The sequence below is a fragment of the Nitrosomonas limosa genome (genome assembly GCF_054188085.1).
This window is the reverse complement of sequence record NZ_CM135180.1, coordinates 1,116,572-1,130,747: the sequence shown is the minus strand read 5'-3', so window position 1 is coordinate 1,130,747 and position 14,176 is coordinate 1,116,572. Positions and strand designations below refer to the sequence as shown.

The following is a 14,176-nucleotide window of genomic DNA, read 5'->3' as shown; positions in this document are numbered from 1 at the left end:
TCGATCTTTTCATTGAAGAGCAACACTGTTCACTAACTTCTATTTGGATTTTCCCAAGCGTAGCGTAATGCAAGCTCCTCCATCCGGATGATTCTCAATTGATAATTCACCGCCGTAGACCTGGACAATATCACGCACAATGGCTAATCCAATGCCGTGACCGGGTGTGGATTGGTCAGCGCGCACGCCTCGTTCCAGTATTCTGGCGATTTGATCCGGCTGAATACCGGGGCCGTCGTCTGTTATCTGAATGACGACTTGACTATCTTGATAGTCGGCCGATAGTTGAATGTGTTGCCTGCACCATTTAAAGGCATTGTCGACCAGATTGCCGAGCAATTCCATTAAATCGCCCTCATCAATGCGCAGTCCGATACTGTCGTCAATCTGAACTACTATTTCGGGTTGTTTATCCCGATAGGCCTTGGCAACGGTAGTGACGATCCGGTCGGCCAGCGGACGAAGGGCGATCATGACCATACCGGGCGAGCTGCCAGCAGTGGCGGCGCGGCGGAGCTGGTATTGAATAATATTGTCGATGCGGTCAATCTGTTCCTGTATCGCCTTTGCCCGATTGATTTCATCATCGTCACTGTGAAGAGCGCCCTGCAGGACAGCCAAGGGCGTTTTGAGACTATGCGCCAAATCCGCCAGACCGTTGCGGTAACGCTTTTGCTGTTTGTGTTCGTGAGCGATTAACGAGTTGATGTTGTCGGTTAATAATTGTAATTCGCTGGGGTAAGCGCCTTTTAAACTTTCTTGCTGCCCGGATTCGATCGCGGCTAGTTCGGTTGACACTCTGCGGAGAGGTTGCAGCCCCCAGCGCAGCACCAGCATTTGCGTAGCCAGCAAGAACACTGCCATGACACCGAGTAAGCCCCACAAATCCTCACGGTATTGTTCGATCTGTGCGTCGAATAACACCGCATCGGTGATCACATAAAAGGTTAATGGGTAGTCCCCGACGGGGGTTTCCCAAGCGACACCGTACCGGTAAATAAAGTAGGGCAGATCGTTAATCTGAATCTGCGCGAATTCTTTCTTGCCTTTTTCCGCTAGGGAAATATCTGGAACCGGTTTGTTCAACGAAGAAGTAGAACGCCAAACAATTCGATTGCTGGGGCCAACGATAAAAGCATACGTATCGGAATTGACGTGGCCGAGCTCCGCATCGAGTAAGTTGGTGGGAACGTCAAGCTCTCCCGATTCTTCCACTTCGGCATCGCCCATCAACATCAGTACTTTTGCAAACAAACGGTCTTTAACGCCCAAGCGCGCGCTGTCATAGAAAGCGCGATCCAGCATCCACGCGATCCCCACGATGAAAATCAATAGCACGAGTGTGGCGCTGAGAAGGACTCGCTGATTGAGGGACATCATCACGATTTATTGCATTCCAAATTGAACCGGTAACCGCGGCCTCGCATGGTTTCAATCGGATTCAGCGTACCGGTTGGATCCAGTTTGCGGCGCAACCGGCCGACCATGACTTCGAGCACATTACTGTCGCGATCTTCATCGTGCGGATAGAGATAATCGGATAAGGTATGTTTGGAAAGCACCTCGCCATGATGGCGGACTAATTCTTCTAAAAGGCGGTATTCGAACGAGGTCAATTCGATGATATTACCGTCGACTGTCACAACTTGCGAAGTTACATCAACCGTGATGGGGCCACACTTTAACTGCGTTTGCGGAATGCCGGTGGCACGCCTGAGCAAAGCTTTGACCCGGGCTTGCAATTCTTCCATTTGAAATGGCTTCGTGAGGTAGTCGTCTGCTCCCATTTCCAAACCTTGCACTTTGTCCTGCCAGCTGCTGCGTGCAGTCAGAATCAAGATCGGCAGCAAACTGCCGCGTTCTCGAAGTGCTTTGATGATTTCCAGGCCGGATTTACCAGGCAGGCCAATATCGATGATGGCTGCATCGATCGGATATTCAGTCGCAAGAAATAACCCTTCATCGCCATCGCCGCAAGTATCGACCATATAACCTTCTGCTTCCAATTGCTGGCGGATCTGATTTTGTAATCGGAATTCATCCTCAATGACCAGGATGCGCATGTTTGTCTCCTGTGGTGCTGATATTTAAATAGAATTGACTATCTTCGGGTAGCAGGAATTATTTTAATCGCCAATGTGTGGAAATCACCGAACCATCTTGTACATCAATTAAAACGATGTGAATCCTGCCTTGGCTGCTGAGAATTTTTACCCGGTAAGTCTGATTTGTTTGATTGATTGCCAGTACGCGGCCATTGACCTGCTGTTGCGCAATAGTAATCGCTTTTTGCTCGGTAATACCTTTGGTCGGGCCGGTGTCGATGGATTGTTTGACCATCGGGTTTTGCGTATCTGCTGTTGCTTGTAAGATCGAGCTAGTCATGATCATTATGATGACTAATATTTTCCACCGTCTGTTCATAACCGGTCACTCCTTGGTTAAAGGTAGAAATCAGGCTGGCCACAGTTAAAGCGCGGTCTGTTGCCAGCCTGCGATGTCAGAAGCGTATCATAAAATCCATATTTCCGGATCCGATCCCCATCATCAGTTGCGGCGCAGGAACATATACCGGAGCAGGGTAATAGCTGTTGTAATAGTTATAGCGCGGTTGCGGGTAGTGAGGTTGGTAATAACCCCAAGGCTGGCTATACACATAACCATAACTGCCATGATGGTGGTGTTTATGATGGTGATGTCCGTGGTGATGGCCATGGCCGCGATGACCTCTGCCTGCTTCAGCCAGGGTCGGTGTTGCCAATATGGGCGCCAAAAGAATCATTAAAATCAAACTGATCAGTTTTTTTGTCCAGATGTTCATGATGTTTCTCCTTTTCGTTGTTTGTCGTTGACGATTCCTGATGGCATCAATCTACGCAAAACTGGATGAACAAAAACTGAATGGAAAATGTCGCTACGATTTAGCGAAGTTGTGTCATTCGATATAAATCGAATGACATAAATTGACTATAAGAAGCGTAACAGGCTCTGCGGATACCGCCACTTTAAGGTACGGTAGGCGCGACAGAGCGGGTACAGAATGACAAGCACGAGCAATGCGATAAGATAAGTTTGCGCCAAACTGCCACGTTCGAAAAAAAATTCCATCATTCTCAATACCACAAAGTGTGCGAGGTAGAAAAATAACGCAGTTTGGCCGAATACCAGCACGGGGCCATTAAAGCGAATGGTTTTACTCAGTGATTCGAAGCGCATCAATAGCGATAGTATGATTGCCATCAATCCTAGTTCCAGCAGCGTGTAAGCCAAACTGGGTGGATATTTGCTCACATGCAACCAGTGCGTCAGCGTGTTGCCTTCCAGGTGCATAAACAGATTGCCATAGCCGTCGAGACCACGAACGATGACGAATAATGTCAGTGCTAACCAGCCGCAAGTTAATAATAGCCGATGCGGCGTTTCAGAACCGGATGGTCTGGTGATGAGCCACTGGCCGAAAACCCAGCCGAGCATCATCATGCCGAGCCACGGTAAAGCGGGATAGAGCACCGTGTAGTTGTCGTTGAAGTCCGGTGCAAACGTAATCGCTAACCAAATCGGTACATCGCCGCCTGGTTGCCATAGGAGCATGAGCAGAAACTCCCCGCCGCAGATTATCAAAATGGCCAGCCAGAATATCGTACTAGCGCTGAGGCGTTGCAAATAGACCATCAACATCATGCTGATACCGATAGCATACAGCACTTGCAAAATCGGTTTGCCGCCAAACAATGAGAATACAACTAAATCCAATAATGCGATAAAAGCGCCGCGCAGCAGCAATTCACGATCGATGTCAGCAGTGTCCATGCCAAGCCGTTGCCGTTGCAGATTGCTGATAGCGATGGATGCGCCCGCTAGAAAAATGAATGTGGGTGCGCAGATATGGGTGATCCAGCGTGTCAGGAATTGATCGGTGGCGAACTGAATGCCTGGTTCATACAACAATACGGAATCAGCGAATAGACGCTGTTCGTTGAAAAACCAGGAAGTGTGATCGAGCGCCATCAGCATCATGACAAGTCCACGCAACCAATCGATGGCAGCAATACGCTGTATATTTTTATCGTATGGCGGCGTCATGTGAGTCTCCAGGAACCATACCCAATGACATGCTAGAGTAAAACCAGATTGTTCCTGTGAATGAGTTCCGGTTCATCCACATAGCCCAGAATTGTTTCAATTTCACTGCTGGGTTGTTTCAGGATTTTTTGCGTTTCCACCGCGCTGTAGTTAATCAATCCGCGTGCGATTTCGCGTCCGTCCGGGTCGAGGCAGGAAACCGTCTCACCGCGCTCGAACTCGCCTTCGACAGCGATCACGCCAATAGGCAACAAGCTTTTACCGTCCCCCGTCAATGCCTTAACCGCGCCATGGTCGAGCGTGACATAACCTCGTACTTGCAAATAATCGGCGAGCCATTGTTTGCGTGCGGCCAGAACCGGCAATTTGGCGATGAAACGAGTACCGATGATCTCATCTTGGCTTAGACGGACCAGCACGTTCTGTTCATGACCGGAAGCGACAATCGTGTTCGCGCCACTACGCGCTGCGCGCTTGGCTGCAATGACTTTGGTTTGCATGCCGCCGCGGCTGATACTACTGCCGACACCGCCGGCCATTTTTTCCAGCGCCGGATCACCGGCGTGTACTTCATTTAATAATGTTGCCGTTGGATCTTTACGCGGATCGCTCGTATATAAACCGGCTTGATCGGTCAGGATCACCAGCACATCGGCCTCGACCAGATTGGTGACTAGCGCCGCGAGTGTGTCGTTATCGCCGAATCGGATCTCGTCGGTGGCGACGGTATCGTTTTCATTGATGATCGGGATAATGTCGAGTTTGAGCAACGTTGTCAGCGTCGAGCGTGCATTCAGATAGCGTTTGCGATTCGATAGATCCTCGTGGGTCAACAGCACTTGCGCGGTTTGTAAACCATATTGCGAGAAACTTGATGCGTAGGCTTGCGCCAATCCCATCTGACCGACAGCCGCTGCGGCCTGCAGTTCGTATAAAGCGGTTGGACGGGTGTCCCAATTTAATCGCTGCATGCCCTCGGCGATAGCACCGGAGGAGACGAGGATGATGTCCTTGCCAGCTTGTTTGAGGGCAGCAATTTGCGCTGCCCAGCCTGCTAAAGCGGAATGGTCGAGTCCTTTACCTTGATTGGTGACCAGGCTGCTGCCTACTTTGATGATGACACGGCGTGCTTGCTTCAGCATGAGTTCAATAATTCATTATCAGAATTCTTGGGGTTTTGCGGCTCTGGTTGCGGTAGCAAATGATGCTCCAGATAGCCCATGATGGCGTAGGTAAGTTGTTGGCAACCTTCGCCGGTTAGCGCTGAAATGATGAAGTATTTATTCTGCCATTCCATTTTTTGGATGAATTCCAAGCAGATCCGGTCGCGCTGGTCAGCCGGTATCATATCGGTTTTATTCAATACCAGCCAGCGCGGTTTTTGATACAGAGACTGATCGTATTTTTTCAATTCTTCAACCAGCGCACGTGCTTCATGAACTAAATCGGTATCGGCATTCAGCGGCGACATATCGACAACATGCAATAACAACCGGGTGCGGGTTAAATGCTTGAGGAAGCGATGTCCGAGCCCGACTCCTTCGGCAGCGCCTTCGATCAATCCGGGGATATCTGCCATGACAAAGCTGCGATTATGATCGACGCGAACCACACCCAGATTGGGATGTAGCGTGGTGAACGGATAATCGGCGACTTTAGGCCGCGCCGCAGATACGGCGCGGATTAAAGTGGATTTGCCGGCATTCGGCATACCCAGCAAACCGACATCCGCGAGTATTTTTAGCTCTAGTTTCAATTCGAGTTCTTGTCCCGGTTCACCAAAGGTGAACTGGCGGGGGGCCCGGTTGGTGCTGGATTTAAAGTGCAAATTGCCTAAACCTCCGGCGCCGCCCTTGGCCAGCAGCACTTGCTGTTGATCATGCACTAAATCTGCAATTGTTTCGCCGCTGTTAAAGTCCTTAATCAGGGTGCCAACAGGCATGCGCAATACAATATCTTCTGCGCTTTTGCCGTAACGGTCGGAACCCTGACCGTTCTGGCCATTTTTGGCGCGGTGCATGCGCGCAAAGCGATAATCGATCAGCGTATTGACGTTACGATCCGCAATAGCATAAATACTGCCACCGCGCCCGCCGTCACCGCCATTCGGCCCGCCTCTGGGGATGTACTTTTCCCGCCGGAAACTTGCGACACCATCGCCACCTTTACCGGCATACACCTGGATGATCGCTTCATCAATAAACTTCATAATTTGATATCACGATTTAGGCTAATGGGGCGCACCGTAAACAAAAAAGCCCCATCGTAGGTAGACAGGGCTTTTTTAAGGAAAAAGATAATATCGTTGTTATACTGGAATAACACTGGCTACTTTACGATTAAAAGGGCCTTTAATACTGAAATTGACTTTTCCTGTCACTTTTGCAAATAACGTATGGTCTTTACCCATGCCGACATTTTCACCGGGATGAATTCTTGTGCCCCGTTGACGAATAATGATCGATCCTGCTGGGATCAGTTCACCGCCGTAGCTTTTAACCCCAAGCCGCTTTGAGTGTGAATCGCGTCCGTTTCTGGAACTTCCGCCTGCTTTCTTATGTGCCATCTATCAACTCCTTAAGCCGAAATACCGGTAATTTGTATTTCAGTGTAATTCTGCCGGTGACCTTGGTGTTTCTGGTAGTGTTTGCGGCGACGCATTTTGAAGATGCGGATTTTGTCATGGCGTCCCTGGCCAAGCACCGTTGCACTGACTTTCGCGCCACTGACAAGCGGTGTTCCCACCGAAACTTTGTCGCCATCCGCAACCATCAACACTTGATCAATCACCAACGCGCTGCCGTTTTCTACATCCAGCTGCTCCACTTTCAGTTTTTCACCGACTTGTATCCGATATTGCTTACCACCGGTTTTTATGACCGCATACATATTTTGACTCCATGCTTCCTTTTGAGAACGGCGAATTATACATAAATAGCCTTTGATTGTGGAGGAAATTTTGTATTACGATCATTGTGCTTGACATGCGGGTATCGTCATTCCTAACATAGCGTTTTCTTGAAGGTAAAATTGTGTCAATCGAAAATATAAGAAGTTATATCGCCCGGGATATGGAGATCGTCGATGATGTCATCCGGGAAAAGTTGCATTCTCATGTTGCATTGATTCGCCAAGTCAGTGAATATATTATCAATAGTGGAGGTAAACGATTACGTCCGGCGTTGGTAATTCTAGCAGCCGGTGCTTTCGGCTATTCAGGAAAATTTCATTATAATCTCGCGGCTATCGTTGAGTTCATTCATACCGCAACGTTATTGCATGATGACGTGGTCGACGAGTCCGAGTTGCGTCGAAATAGAGAAACCGCGAACGCGCTGTTTGGCAACGCCGCCAGTGTGCTGGTCGGTGATTTTCTCTACTCCCGGGCGTTTCAGATGATGGTGGAAGTCGACAATATGCGCGTGATGCAAGTGTTGGCCGACGCGACCAATACCATTGCCGAAGGCGAAGTATTGCAACTGCTGAATTGCGGGGATCCGCAGGTGACCGAAGAAAATTACCTGCAAGTGATTCGCTATAAAACCGCCAAGCTATTCGAGGCAGCCAGCCGGTTGGGCGCGATTTTGGGAAATGCATCGCCAGCGGAGGAAAATGCAATGTCAATTTATGGAATGCACTTAGGTACTGCATTCCAACTGATCGATGACATGCTTGATTACACTGGAAATAATCACGACATCGGTAAAAATCTGGGTGACGATCTGGCGGAAGGGAAACCTACGTTACCACTCATTTATGCGATGCGAGTCGGGAATCCGGAACAAGCCGGCATCATCCGTAAAGCAATTGAAGATGGCGGTAAGGATGGGTTTCAACCGGTTTTAAACGTCATTCGTGAAACAGCGGCTCTGGATTACGCCAGGCAATGCGCGCAAGCTGAAGTCGCAACGGCAACTGCGGCAATTGCTGCTTTACCGGAATCGAAAAACAAAGAATGTTTGCTGCAATTGGCACATTTTTCTGTCACGCGTAATTATTGAAGTAACTGGTTGTTCTCAATCGGAATCCAATCCAGCCATTTCAGAAATTCCTGCTTAAGGAATTACAGAATTTTAGCTGTATTTCTGATGGTTATAAGAGAATTGTTATCTTTTAGCTGATCTTTTTCGAATATCTTCCTGAAGTTACGTAAATTTGGCTTGCTTGTTATTTTGAATTGCTAATGATAAGCACAAAAACTACGATTAATCCAGCATTTGCCAACATAAAAAATTGCTAAGCTAAGTTTGTATAGCAATGGCAAAAACCATCCATCGATAGCTTCAATTAAGGCTTGAAAATTCGAGCCATAATGGAAATCATAGTGTCTATGTCATTCTATAAGCTGCATAAATACAATGGGAAAAATAATTTTTTACTTATTCATCGCGTTGCTGATTTATTGGTTGATTAATCATCGTCGGCCAAAACAAAAGAATAGCGAATCTTTTATGGATACCGCAGAAGATACTGTCGTTTGCAATCATTGCGGTGTTTATTTGCCGAAAAAGGAAGCGATTAGCTGTCAGAACCAATTCTTTTGTTGTCAAGAACATCGCGATAATCACATAAAGCCATTATCTTAATTTTTTATAGTGTCAACTCTTGCTAATTCAACAACTTCTACTCAGCTACCGCTGTTGAACCAATCTGCTGAGCCCTTCAGCGATGCCGGCAACGCGCGTTCGAATGCGTACTGGCGTTCATTGATTTATTTTAATATTTACCGTCTGTTAATTGGAGTCAGTCTGCTTATAGTCACATTGAAAGCAGGTTTTATCGACTTCGGAACGCATCAGTACACGCTGTTTTTGTATGCCTGCTATGGCCATTTTATTAGCAGCGGTATCTCCATGCTGTTGATCAAGTGGCGGATGCCTGCTTTTGACTGGCAATTGGCCCTTCAAGTATTCAGCGATATTGTTTTTTTCTCTTTAATGCTCTATGCCAGTGGCGGCTTGCAAAGCGGCTTGGGAGTAGTGCTCTTGGTAACGTTGGCAGGGGCGGGGTTGATCAGCCGGGGTCGTTTGGCGCTATTTTTTGCCGCTGTTGCGACTATTAGTCTGCTGTTGCTCGAAACCTTTTCCTTGCTGACAATTCAATCCTATCAGGCGCAATACTCGCAGGCCGGGCTTATGAGCATGGCTTATTTCGCGGTTGCCTGGCTGGCCTTCCGGCTGGCAAAACACACAATCGCCAGTGAACGATTGGCGCAAGAGCGTGGTATCGATCTGGCCAATATGGCGCAAGTCAATCAGTTGGTGATACAAGACTTGCAAGAAGGGATTTTGGTCATCGATAACAATGGCTTTATCCGGCAGCGCAATGGTTATGCTGAAAAATTGCTGGATATTACACCGCTGTCTGGTGACACGGAACGGCTTAAGTTATCGGATTCGGTACCGGAAATAGCCGATCGGTTGGCGAGCTGGCAAGGCAACAGCAATATTCAGTTCGATTTGTTGCGGTTAGCCCATAGCAACGCGCTGGTGCGTACGCGTTTTGTCCCGATTCAATCGGATTTACGCAACGGTGTTGTTATCTTCCTTGAAGATATGGGGCGTGTGCAGGCGCAGCTACAGCAACTCAAACTGGCTGCGTTAGGTCGTTTAACGGTCAATATCGCGCATGAAATCCGCAATCCATTGTCAGCGATCAATCACGCGGCTGAATTACTCGAGGAGGAGCAGCTTGAAGCGAATTTGGATCCTCGGCTGGTGCGTATCATTTGTGAGAATACCCAACGATTAAACAAGATTGTAAATGATGTGCTGCAATTGAACCGGAGCAATGTGGCAAAACCGGAGGTGTTTGATGCTCAGGATTATATCCGGAAATTTCTCGAAGGATTTTGCGATACTGAAAAGATAGATAAAGGTGTATTTGTTGTTTTGAGTGATTCTAAGGATCTACGCATTTGTTTTGATCGGGATCACTTCAACCGGGTATTGTGGAATTTATGCCGGAATGCTTGGCGTCACTGCCGTCAACAAGCTGGAAGTGTTCGCATTCACTTGGAGAAAGCTATCAATGGGAGCGATCTTTGCATCGATATCATTGATGACGGGGCGGGGGTCGATCCGCAGCAAACCAAGCAACTCTTTGAGCCCTTTTTTACTACGGCATCCGGCGGCACTGGTTTGGGCTTGTTTATTGCGCGCGAGTTATGTGAAGACAACCAGGCATCCTTAGATTATGTCGAGGGATCGGCTTCGGGGCTCTTTAGAATCATTTGCAAAATGAAAGAATTATGTCAATAGTTAGTGGACGCGATGCTGTTTCATCGCGAAAAAATCCTTCCCCCAATATTCTGATCGTCGATGACGAACCCGATATTATTGAACTGCTGGAATTGACGTTGGCGCGCATGGGGATGAATGTGGTGAGCGCAAGATCGCTGGGTGAAGCGAAACAGTTGTTGCAATCCAAGCGATTTCAGTTATGCCTGACCGACATGCGGCTTGCCGATGGAGAGGGGCTTGATTTGGTTAAATTCATCGCGCAATTTTGTGCGGACCTCCCGGTAGCTGTCATTACCGCTCACGGCACGGCAGAAAACGCAGTTGCGGCGCTCAAAGCGGGTGCCTTTGATTACTTGGCGAAGCCGGTTTCACTGAAGCAATTGCGCGATCTGGTTAAATCCGCGCTCAATTTACCGCCAATGGCGGCGCACGCCGTACCGGCGGCTTCATCGCAATCGAACCGGCGCGTATTGCTGGGCGAATCGCAACCGATGCGTCAGCTTCGCGCCACTATCGATAAACTTTCCCGCAGTCAAGCCGCCGTCTATATCAGCGGTGAATCCGGCAGCGGTAAGGAATTGGCGGCGCGGATGATTCATGAAAGAAGCGCACGCCATCAACAACCGCTTGTTGCGGTTAATTGTGGTGCTATTCCTGAAAATCTGATGGAAAGCGAGTTTTTCGGTTACAAAAAAGGCGCTTTCACCGGCGCTGAAAAAGATCACGACGGATTTTTTCTGGCGGCCAATGGCGGAACCTTGTTTCTTGATGAAGTAGCGGATTTGCCTCTGGCCATGCAAGTCAAGTTACTAAGGGTCATCCAGGAGAAACAGGTACGAAGAATCGGCGAATCGCAAGAAAAAAACGTGGACGTGCGTATCATTAGTGCAACCCATAAAAGACTCAATCAATGCGTGGAAACCGGGCAATTTCGTCAGGATTTGTATTACCGGCTGAATGTCATAGAGCTGAACATGCCGGCGTTGCGTGAGATGCGCGAGGATATTCCATTGATAGCTACGGCGGTACTGGAAAAATTATGCCGCGATGCCGCGCGGCCTGTCAGCAGTTTTACCAAAGGCGCATTAGCCAAGCTGGTAAATTATGACTATCCTGGAAATGTGCGCGAATTGGAAAATATTCTGGAACGAACGCTTGCGCTGTCCGGAGAAGTGCAAATCGGCGAGGCGGAACTGCAGTTACCCGCAACAACAAAAGAAGCGAAACCATCAATTCCGGAGAACATTAATTTTGTTTTGCCCGATCCCGATTCCGGACTGCCGCTACAGGATTATCTCGATCAACTTGAAAAAGATTCCATTATCAAGGCATTAAGTCTTAGCCGCTATAACCGGACTAAAGCAGCAAAAACACTTGGGATAACCGTGAGATCGTTACGCTACCGGATGGAGCGGCTGGGGCTTAACGAAAACACATAAACCTGTCAGCAACGATAACCCGAAAAAGCGATTGGGCTATTTTCGGGATTCAGTTCAAGTGGTTCTAATGCGATCGCAAGCGGTGGTTAACCCAAAGCGATGCCGCAAATAGCAATACTGCGCCACCTTGATGCGAAGCAGCCAGCGGAATCGGCACTACATGGAGAAGTGTCGCGATTCCTAAACTAATTTGTATGATCAGCATCAGTAAAAAGAGGTTGCAGGCAAGCCGGGTTGTGCCCGGTAACTCCACCTTGCGCGACTTGAACCAGAACAGCGGGACCAGAAAAGCCAATGTCCATGCGATCAAACGATGATCAAATTGCACGGTGGTAATGTTATCGAAGAAATTCCGGTACCACGGTTCGAGAATGAACAGATCGGGTGGAATCAGATGCCCGTTCATCAACGGAAAGGTATTGTAAGCCATGCCGGCACGAATGCCGGCGACAAATCCACCGGATAAAATCATGATAAAAATTAATAGGCTAAGACCGAAAGAGAACTTTCTTAACCCTTGAATTTTTTCATCGGCTTGTTGCGAGACAGGCTGAGGTGACAGCAGCCCCATGGCTACCCAGAACATCGCAGCAAAAATAATAAATGCCAATCCCAAATGTGCGGTGAGCCGGTACTGGCTGACATGAGGATCATTGACCAAGCCGCTCATGACCATGTACCACCCCATAAAACCTTGTAAACCACCCAGCACGAATATCCCCGTCAGCTTGATTCCGAGGGGACGGTCGATTTGTTTTTTTATCAGGAAATAGACAAACGGAATAAAAAATACCAAACCGATCAATCGTCCGAGTAGCCGATGAAAATATTCCCACCAGAAAATACTCTTGAATTCGTCGACACTCATGCCTTTATTGACTTGTTGATACTGCGGCGTTGCGCGGTATTTTTCCAATAACACGTCCCAATCTTGTTGAGTGATAGGCGGCATGGTACCGACGATCGGTTGCCATTCCACAATTGAAAGGCCGGAATCGGTCAAGCGCGTGACGCCTCCGACGACTATCATGGCAAATACCAGGGCACAACAAATTAATAGCCAGATTGCAATAGGTTTCTGCATAGTTGTTTGTAAATATTAATGATAAATCAATACAAGGGGTTATTTTATAATGTTATTTCGCGCGCATCAGCCGTTGCTTGGTGCGTTCCCATTCTTTTTGTTTTTCTGATTCACGTTTGTCATATTGTTTTTTTCCTTTTGCCAAGCCAATTTCGACTTTAATTCTGCCAGATTTATAATGCATGTCGATAGGAATCAGCGTATAACCGGCGCGTTCCACTTTACCGATCAATCGCTTGATTTCCTCGGCGTGCAATAACAATTTGCGCGTTCTTACGGGATCGGGATTGATGTGCGTCGAAGCGGTTTTGAGCGGACTGATATGACAACCGATAAGGAAAATTTCGCCATTGCGAATGATAACATATGCTTCTTTTAACTGAATGCGGCCATCACGAATGGCTTTGACTTCCCAACCTTCCAGCATAATGCCCGTTTCATATTTTTCTTCGATAAAATAATCGTGAAAGGCTTTTTTATTTTGTACTATACTCATGCAGGAATGAAATAGGTGGGAATCACTAATTTTCGTGTATTTTATCAGTTTTTCAGCATTACTCCATTGATGTGGGGTGAATTACCTTTATGGCAGAAATAGAAAAATCGGTTTTGGTCGAATATTCGGCAAGTCAGATGTTTGCGTTAGTCGATAATGTTGAGGAATACCCAAATTTTCTTCCATGGTGCGGAGGCACTTCGGTTGATCCGCAAGATGAAATTACGACGCATGCAACAGTTAAAATCAACTACCATCATATCCAACACAGCTTCACGACGATCAACAAACGCTTCCCGCCGGATTTAATCGAAATGAGCCTGCTGGATGGACCGTTTGAACACTTGGATGGCTACTGGCAATTCATTGCCCTGTCAGAGCATGCTTGCAAGATAAAATTCCGGCTGCATTACACCTTCTCGCACAAAATTCTTGAAAAACTGGTAGGGCCGGTATTTCATATGATCGCAAACAGTTTCGTCGAGTCTTTCATTGAAAGAGCCGAAACTATTTATGGCAAGCGCTGAGAACATTTTTCAAGTAGAGGTGGCTTATGCGTTACCTCAAAACCAAGTGTTAAAGCAATTAAACGTAACGGAAGGATGCACTGTCGGGCAAGCGTTATTAAGTTCAGGATTATTGAACGATTATCCTGAAATCGATTTGGCTCGCACCAGAATTGGAATTTTTGGCAAATTCGTGCAACTTGATGATATTTTGCAGCCCCATGACCGGATTGAAATTTATCGGTCCCTCATAATTGATCCCAAAGAGGCGAGAAGAAAGCGCGTTAAATCAGGAAACAATCGGCGATAGGGATTGATCGGATAAG

The 14,176-nt window shown here is 47.6% G+C and carries 17 protein-coding genes; 6 read left to right on the top strand and 11 right to left on the bottom strand.

The genetic code is table 11. From position 1 onward, the window contains the following. Window positions 1-39: 39 nt before the first annotated feature. The 9 genes from ACV7NC_RS05045 to rplU all read right to left on the bottom strand — a co-directional run bounded on the left by ACV7NC_RS05045 (window position 40) and on the right by rplU (window position 6,972). Window positions 40-1,380 carry an ATP-binding protein gene (locus ACV7NC_RS05045; RefSeq protein WP_458154395.1) on the bottom strand — a complete coding sequence of 447 codons (1,341 nt, stop codon included), beginning with the start codon at window positions 1,378-1,380 and terminating at the stop codon, window positions 40-42. Next, entirely contained in the window at window positions 1,380-2,063 is a 684-nt protein-coding gene (locus ACV7NC_RS05040; RefSeq protein ID WP_458154394.1) for a response regulator transcription factor, read from the bottom strand. The genes ACV7NC_RS05045 and ACV7NC_RS05040 overlap by 1 nt, the downstream gene beginning before the upstream one ends. A 58-nt stretch (window positions 2,064-2,121) precedes the next feature. Beyond that, window positions 2,122-2,391, bottom strand: coding sequence for a PepSY domain-containing protein (locus ACV7NC_RS05035; RefSeq protein WP_458154393.1), 270 nt, complete (start codon window positions 2,389-2,391; stop codon window positions 2,122-2,124). Window positions 2,392-2,500: 109 nt separating this feature from the next. Then, window positions 2,501-2,821: a hypothetical protein gene (locus ACV7NC_RS05030; protein ID WP_458154392.1), complete on the bottom strand. Its 321-nt coding sequence runs from the start codon at window positions 2,819-2,821 to the stop codon at window positions 2,501-2,503. Between the two features lie 146 nt (window positions 2,822-2,967). Beyond that, entirely contained in the window at window positions 2,968-4,083 is a 1,116-nt protein-coding gene (locus ACV7NC_RS05025) for a DUF1624 domain-containing protein (protein WP_458154391.1), read from the bottom strand. Between the two features lie 32 nt (window positions 4,084-4,115). Beyond that, the gene (gene proB / locus ACV7NC_RS05020; protein WP_458154390.1) at window positions 4,116-5,225 is read right to left on the bottom strand and encodes a glutamate 5-kinase; all 1,110 of its coding nucleotides are present in this window, start codon (window positions 5,223-5,225) and stop codon (window positions 4,116-4,118) included. Further along, complete coding sequence (gene cgtA, locus ACV7NC_RS05015) at window positions 5,219-6,292, bottom strand: Obg family GTPase CgtA (protein ID WP_458154389.1); 1,074 nt, start codon at window positions 6,290-6,292, stop codon at window positions 5,219-5,221. Before cgtA ends, proB begins: the two co-directional genes overlap by 7 nt. Before the next feature lie 99 nt (window positions 6,293-6,391). Next, window positions 6,392-6,649, bottom strand: coding sequence for a 50S ribosomal protein L27 (rpmA, locus tag ACV7NC_RS05010; protein WP_458154388.1), 258 nt, complete (start codon window positions 6,647-6,649; stop codon window positions 6,392-6,394). 11 nt (window positions 6,650-6,660) lie between these two features. Continuing rightward, window positions 6,661-6,972 (bottom strand): 50S ribosomal protein L21, encoded by a 312-nt coding sequence (gene rplU / locus ACV7NC_RS05005; protein WP_458154387.1) that lies wholly within the window; start codon window positions 6,970-6,972, stop codon window positions 6,661-6,663. Between the two features lie 143 nt (window positions 6,973-7,115). On the opposite strand from rplU, the gene ispB reads away from it, so the two are divergent. From ispB to ACV7NC_RS04985, 4 genes are all read left to right on the top strand, one after another. Continuing rightward, window positions 7,116-8,084, top strand: coding sequence for an octaprenyl diphosphate synthase (gene ispB, locus ACV7NC_RS05000; protein WP_458154386.1), 969 nt, complete (start codon window positions 7,116-7,118; stop codon window positions 8,082-8,084). Between the two features lie 357 nt (window positions 8,085-8,441). Further along, window positions 8,442-8,669, top strand: a complete 228-nt coding sequence (locus ACV7NC_RS04995; RefSeq protein ID WP_458154385.1) for a PP0621 family protein — start codon at window positions 8,442-8,444, stop codon at window positions 8,667-8,669. 54 nt (window positions 8,670-8,723) lie between these two features. Then, window positions 8,724-10,343, top strand: a complete 1,620-nt coding sequence (locus ACV7NC_RS04990; protein ID WP_458154384.1) for a sensor histidine kinase — start codon at window positions 8,724-8,726, stop codon at window positions 10,341-10,343. Continuing rightward, entirely contained in the window at window positions 10,334-11,764 is a 1,431-nt protein-coding gene (locus tag ACV7NC_RS04985; protein ID WP_458154382.1) for a sigma-54-dependent transcriptional regulator, read from the top strand. Before ACV7NC_RS04990 ends, ACV7NC_RS04985 begins: the two co-directional genes overlap by 10 nt. A 64-nt stretch (window positions 11,765-11,828) precedes the next feature. On the opposite strand, the gene ACV7NC_RS04980 is transcribed toward ACV7NC_RS04985, so the two are convergent. Both ACV7NC_RS04980 and smpB read right to left on the bottom strand, forming a co-directional pair. Further along, window positions 11,829-12,848 (bottom strand): COX15/CtaA family protein, encoded by a 1,020-nt coding sequence (locus tag ACV7NC_RS04980; RefSeq protein WP_458154381.1) that lies wholly within the window; start codon window positions 12,846-12,848, stop codon window positions 11,829-11,831. A 52-nt stretch (window positions 12,849-12,900) separates the two neighbouring features. After that, window positions 12,901-13,344, bottom strand: coding sequence for an SsrA-binding protein SmpB (gene smpB, locus ACV7NC_RS04975; protein WP_458154380.1), 444 nt, complete (start codon window positions 13,342-13,344; stop codon window positions 12,901-12,903). A gap of 89 nt (window positions 13,345-13,433) precedes the next feature. Here smpB and ACV7NC_RS04970 point away from each other — a divergent pair, with 89 nt between their 5' ends. Together ACV7NC_RS04970 and ACV7NC_RS04965 are read left to right on the top strand one after the other, a co-directional pair. Then, window positions 13,434-13,871 (top strand): type II toxin-antitoxin system RatA family toxin, encoded by a 438-nt coding sequence (locus ACV7NC_RS04970; RefSeq protein WP_458154379.1) that lies wholly within the window; start codon window positions 13,434-13,436, stop codon window positions 13,869-13,871. Next, window positions 13,858-14,160: an RnfH family protein gene (locus tag ACV7NC_RS04965; protein ID WP_458154378.1), complete on the top strand. Its 303-nt coding sequence runs from the start codon at window positions 13,858-13,860 to the stop codon at window positions 14,158-14,160. The genes ACV7NC_RS04970 and ACV7NC_RS04965 overlap by 14 nt, the downstream gene beginning before the upstream one ends. The last annotated feature ends 16 nt before the right edge of the window (window positions 14,161-14,176 follow it).

Excerpts from the sequence above, each read along its gene's own strand:
- ACV7NC_RS05045 (WP_458154395.1), bottom strand. The coding sequence starts at position 1,380 with ATGATGTCCCTCAATCAGCGAGTCCTTCTCAGCGCCACACTCGTGCTA.
- ACV7NC_RS05040 (WP_458154394.1), bottom strand. The coding sequence starts at position 2,063 with ATGCGCATCCTGGTCATTGAGGATGAATTCCGATTACAAAATCAGATC.
- ACV7NC_RS05035 (WP_458154393.1), bottom strand. The coding sequence starts at position 2,391 with ATGATCATGACTAGCTCGATCTTACAAGCAACAGCAGATACGCAAAAC.
- ACV7NC_RS05030 (WP_458154392.1), bottom strand. The coding sequence starts at position 2,821 with ATGAACATCTGGACAAAAAAACTGATCAGTTTGATTTTAATGATTCTT.
- ACV7NC_RS05025 (WP_458154391.1), bottom strand. The coding sequence starts at position 4,083 with ATGACGCCGCCATACGATAAAAATATACAGCGTATTGCTGCCATCGAT.
- proB (WP_458154390.1), bottom strand. The coding sequence starts at position 5,225 with ATGCTGAAGCAAGCACGCCGTGTCATCATCAAAGTAGGCAGCAGCCTG.
- cgtA (WP_458154389.1), bottom strand. The coding sequence starts at position 6,292 with ATGAAGTTTATTGATGAAGCGATCATCCAGGTGTATGCCGGTAAAGGT.
- rpmA (WP_458154388.1), bottom strand. The coding sequence starts at position 6,649 with ATGGCACATAAGAAAGCAGGCGGAAGTTCCAGAAACGGACGCGATTCA.
- rplU (WP_458154387.1), bottom strand. The coding sequence starts at position 6,972 with ATGTATGCGGTCATAAAAACCGGTGGTAAGCAATATCGGATACAAGTC.
- ACV7NC_RS04995 (WP_458154385.1), top strand. The coding sequence starts at position 8,442 with ATGGGAAAAATAATTTTTTACTTATTCATCGCGTTGCTGATTTATTGG.
- ACV7NC_RS04985 (WP_458154382.1), top strand. The coding sequence starts at position 10,334 with ATGTCAATAGTTAGTGGACGCGATGCTGTTTCATCGCGAAAAAATCCT.
- ACV7NC_RS04980 (WP_458154381.1), bottom strand. The coding sequence starts at position 12,848 with ATGCAGAAACCTATTGCAATCTGGCTATTAATTTGTTGTGCCCTGGTA.
- smpB (WP_458154380.1), bottom strand. The coding sequence starts at position 13,344 with ATGAGTATAGTACAAAATAAAAAAGCCTTTCACGATTATTTTATCGAA.
- ACV7NC_RS04970 (WP_458154379.1), top strand. The coding sequence starts at position 13,434 with ATGGCAGAAATAGAAAAATCGGTTTTGGTCGAATATTCGGCAAGTCAG.
- ACV7NC_RS04965 (WP_458154378.1), top strand. The coding sequence starts at position 13,858 with ATGGCAAGCGCTGAGAACATTTTTCAAGTAGAGGTGGCTTATGCGTTA.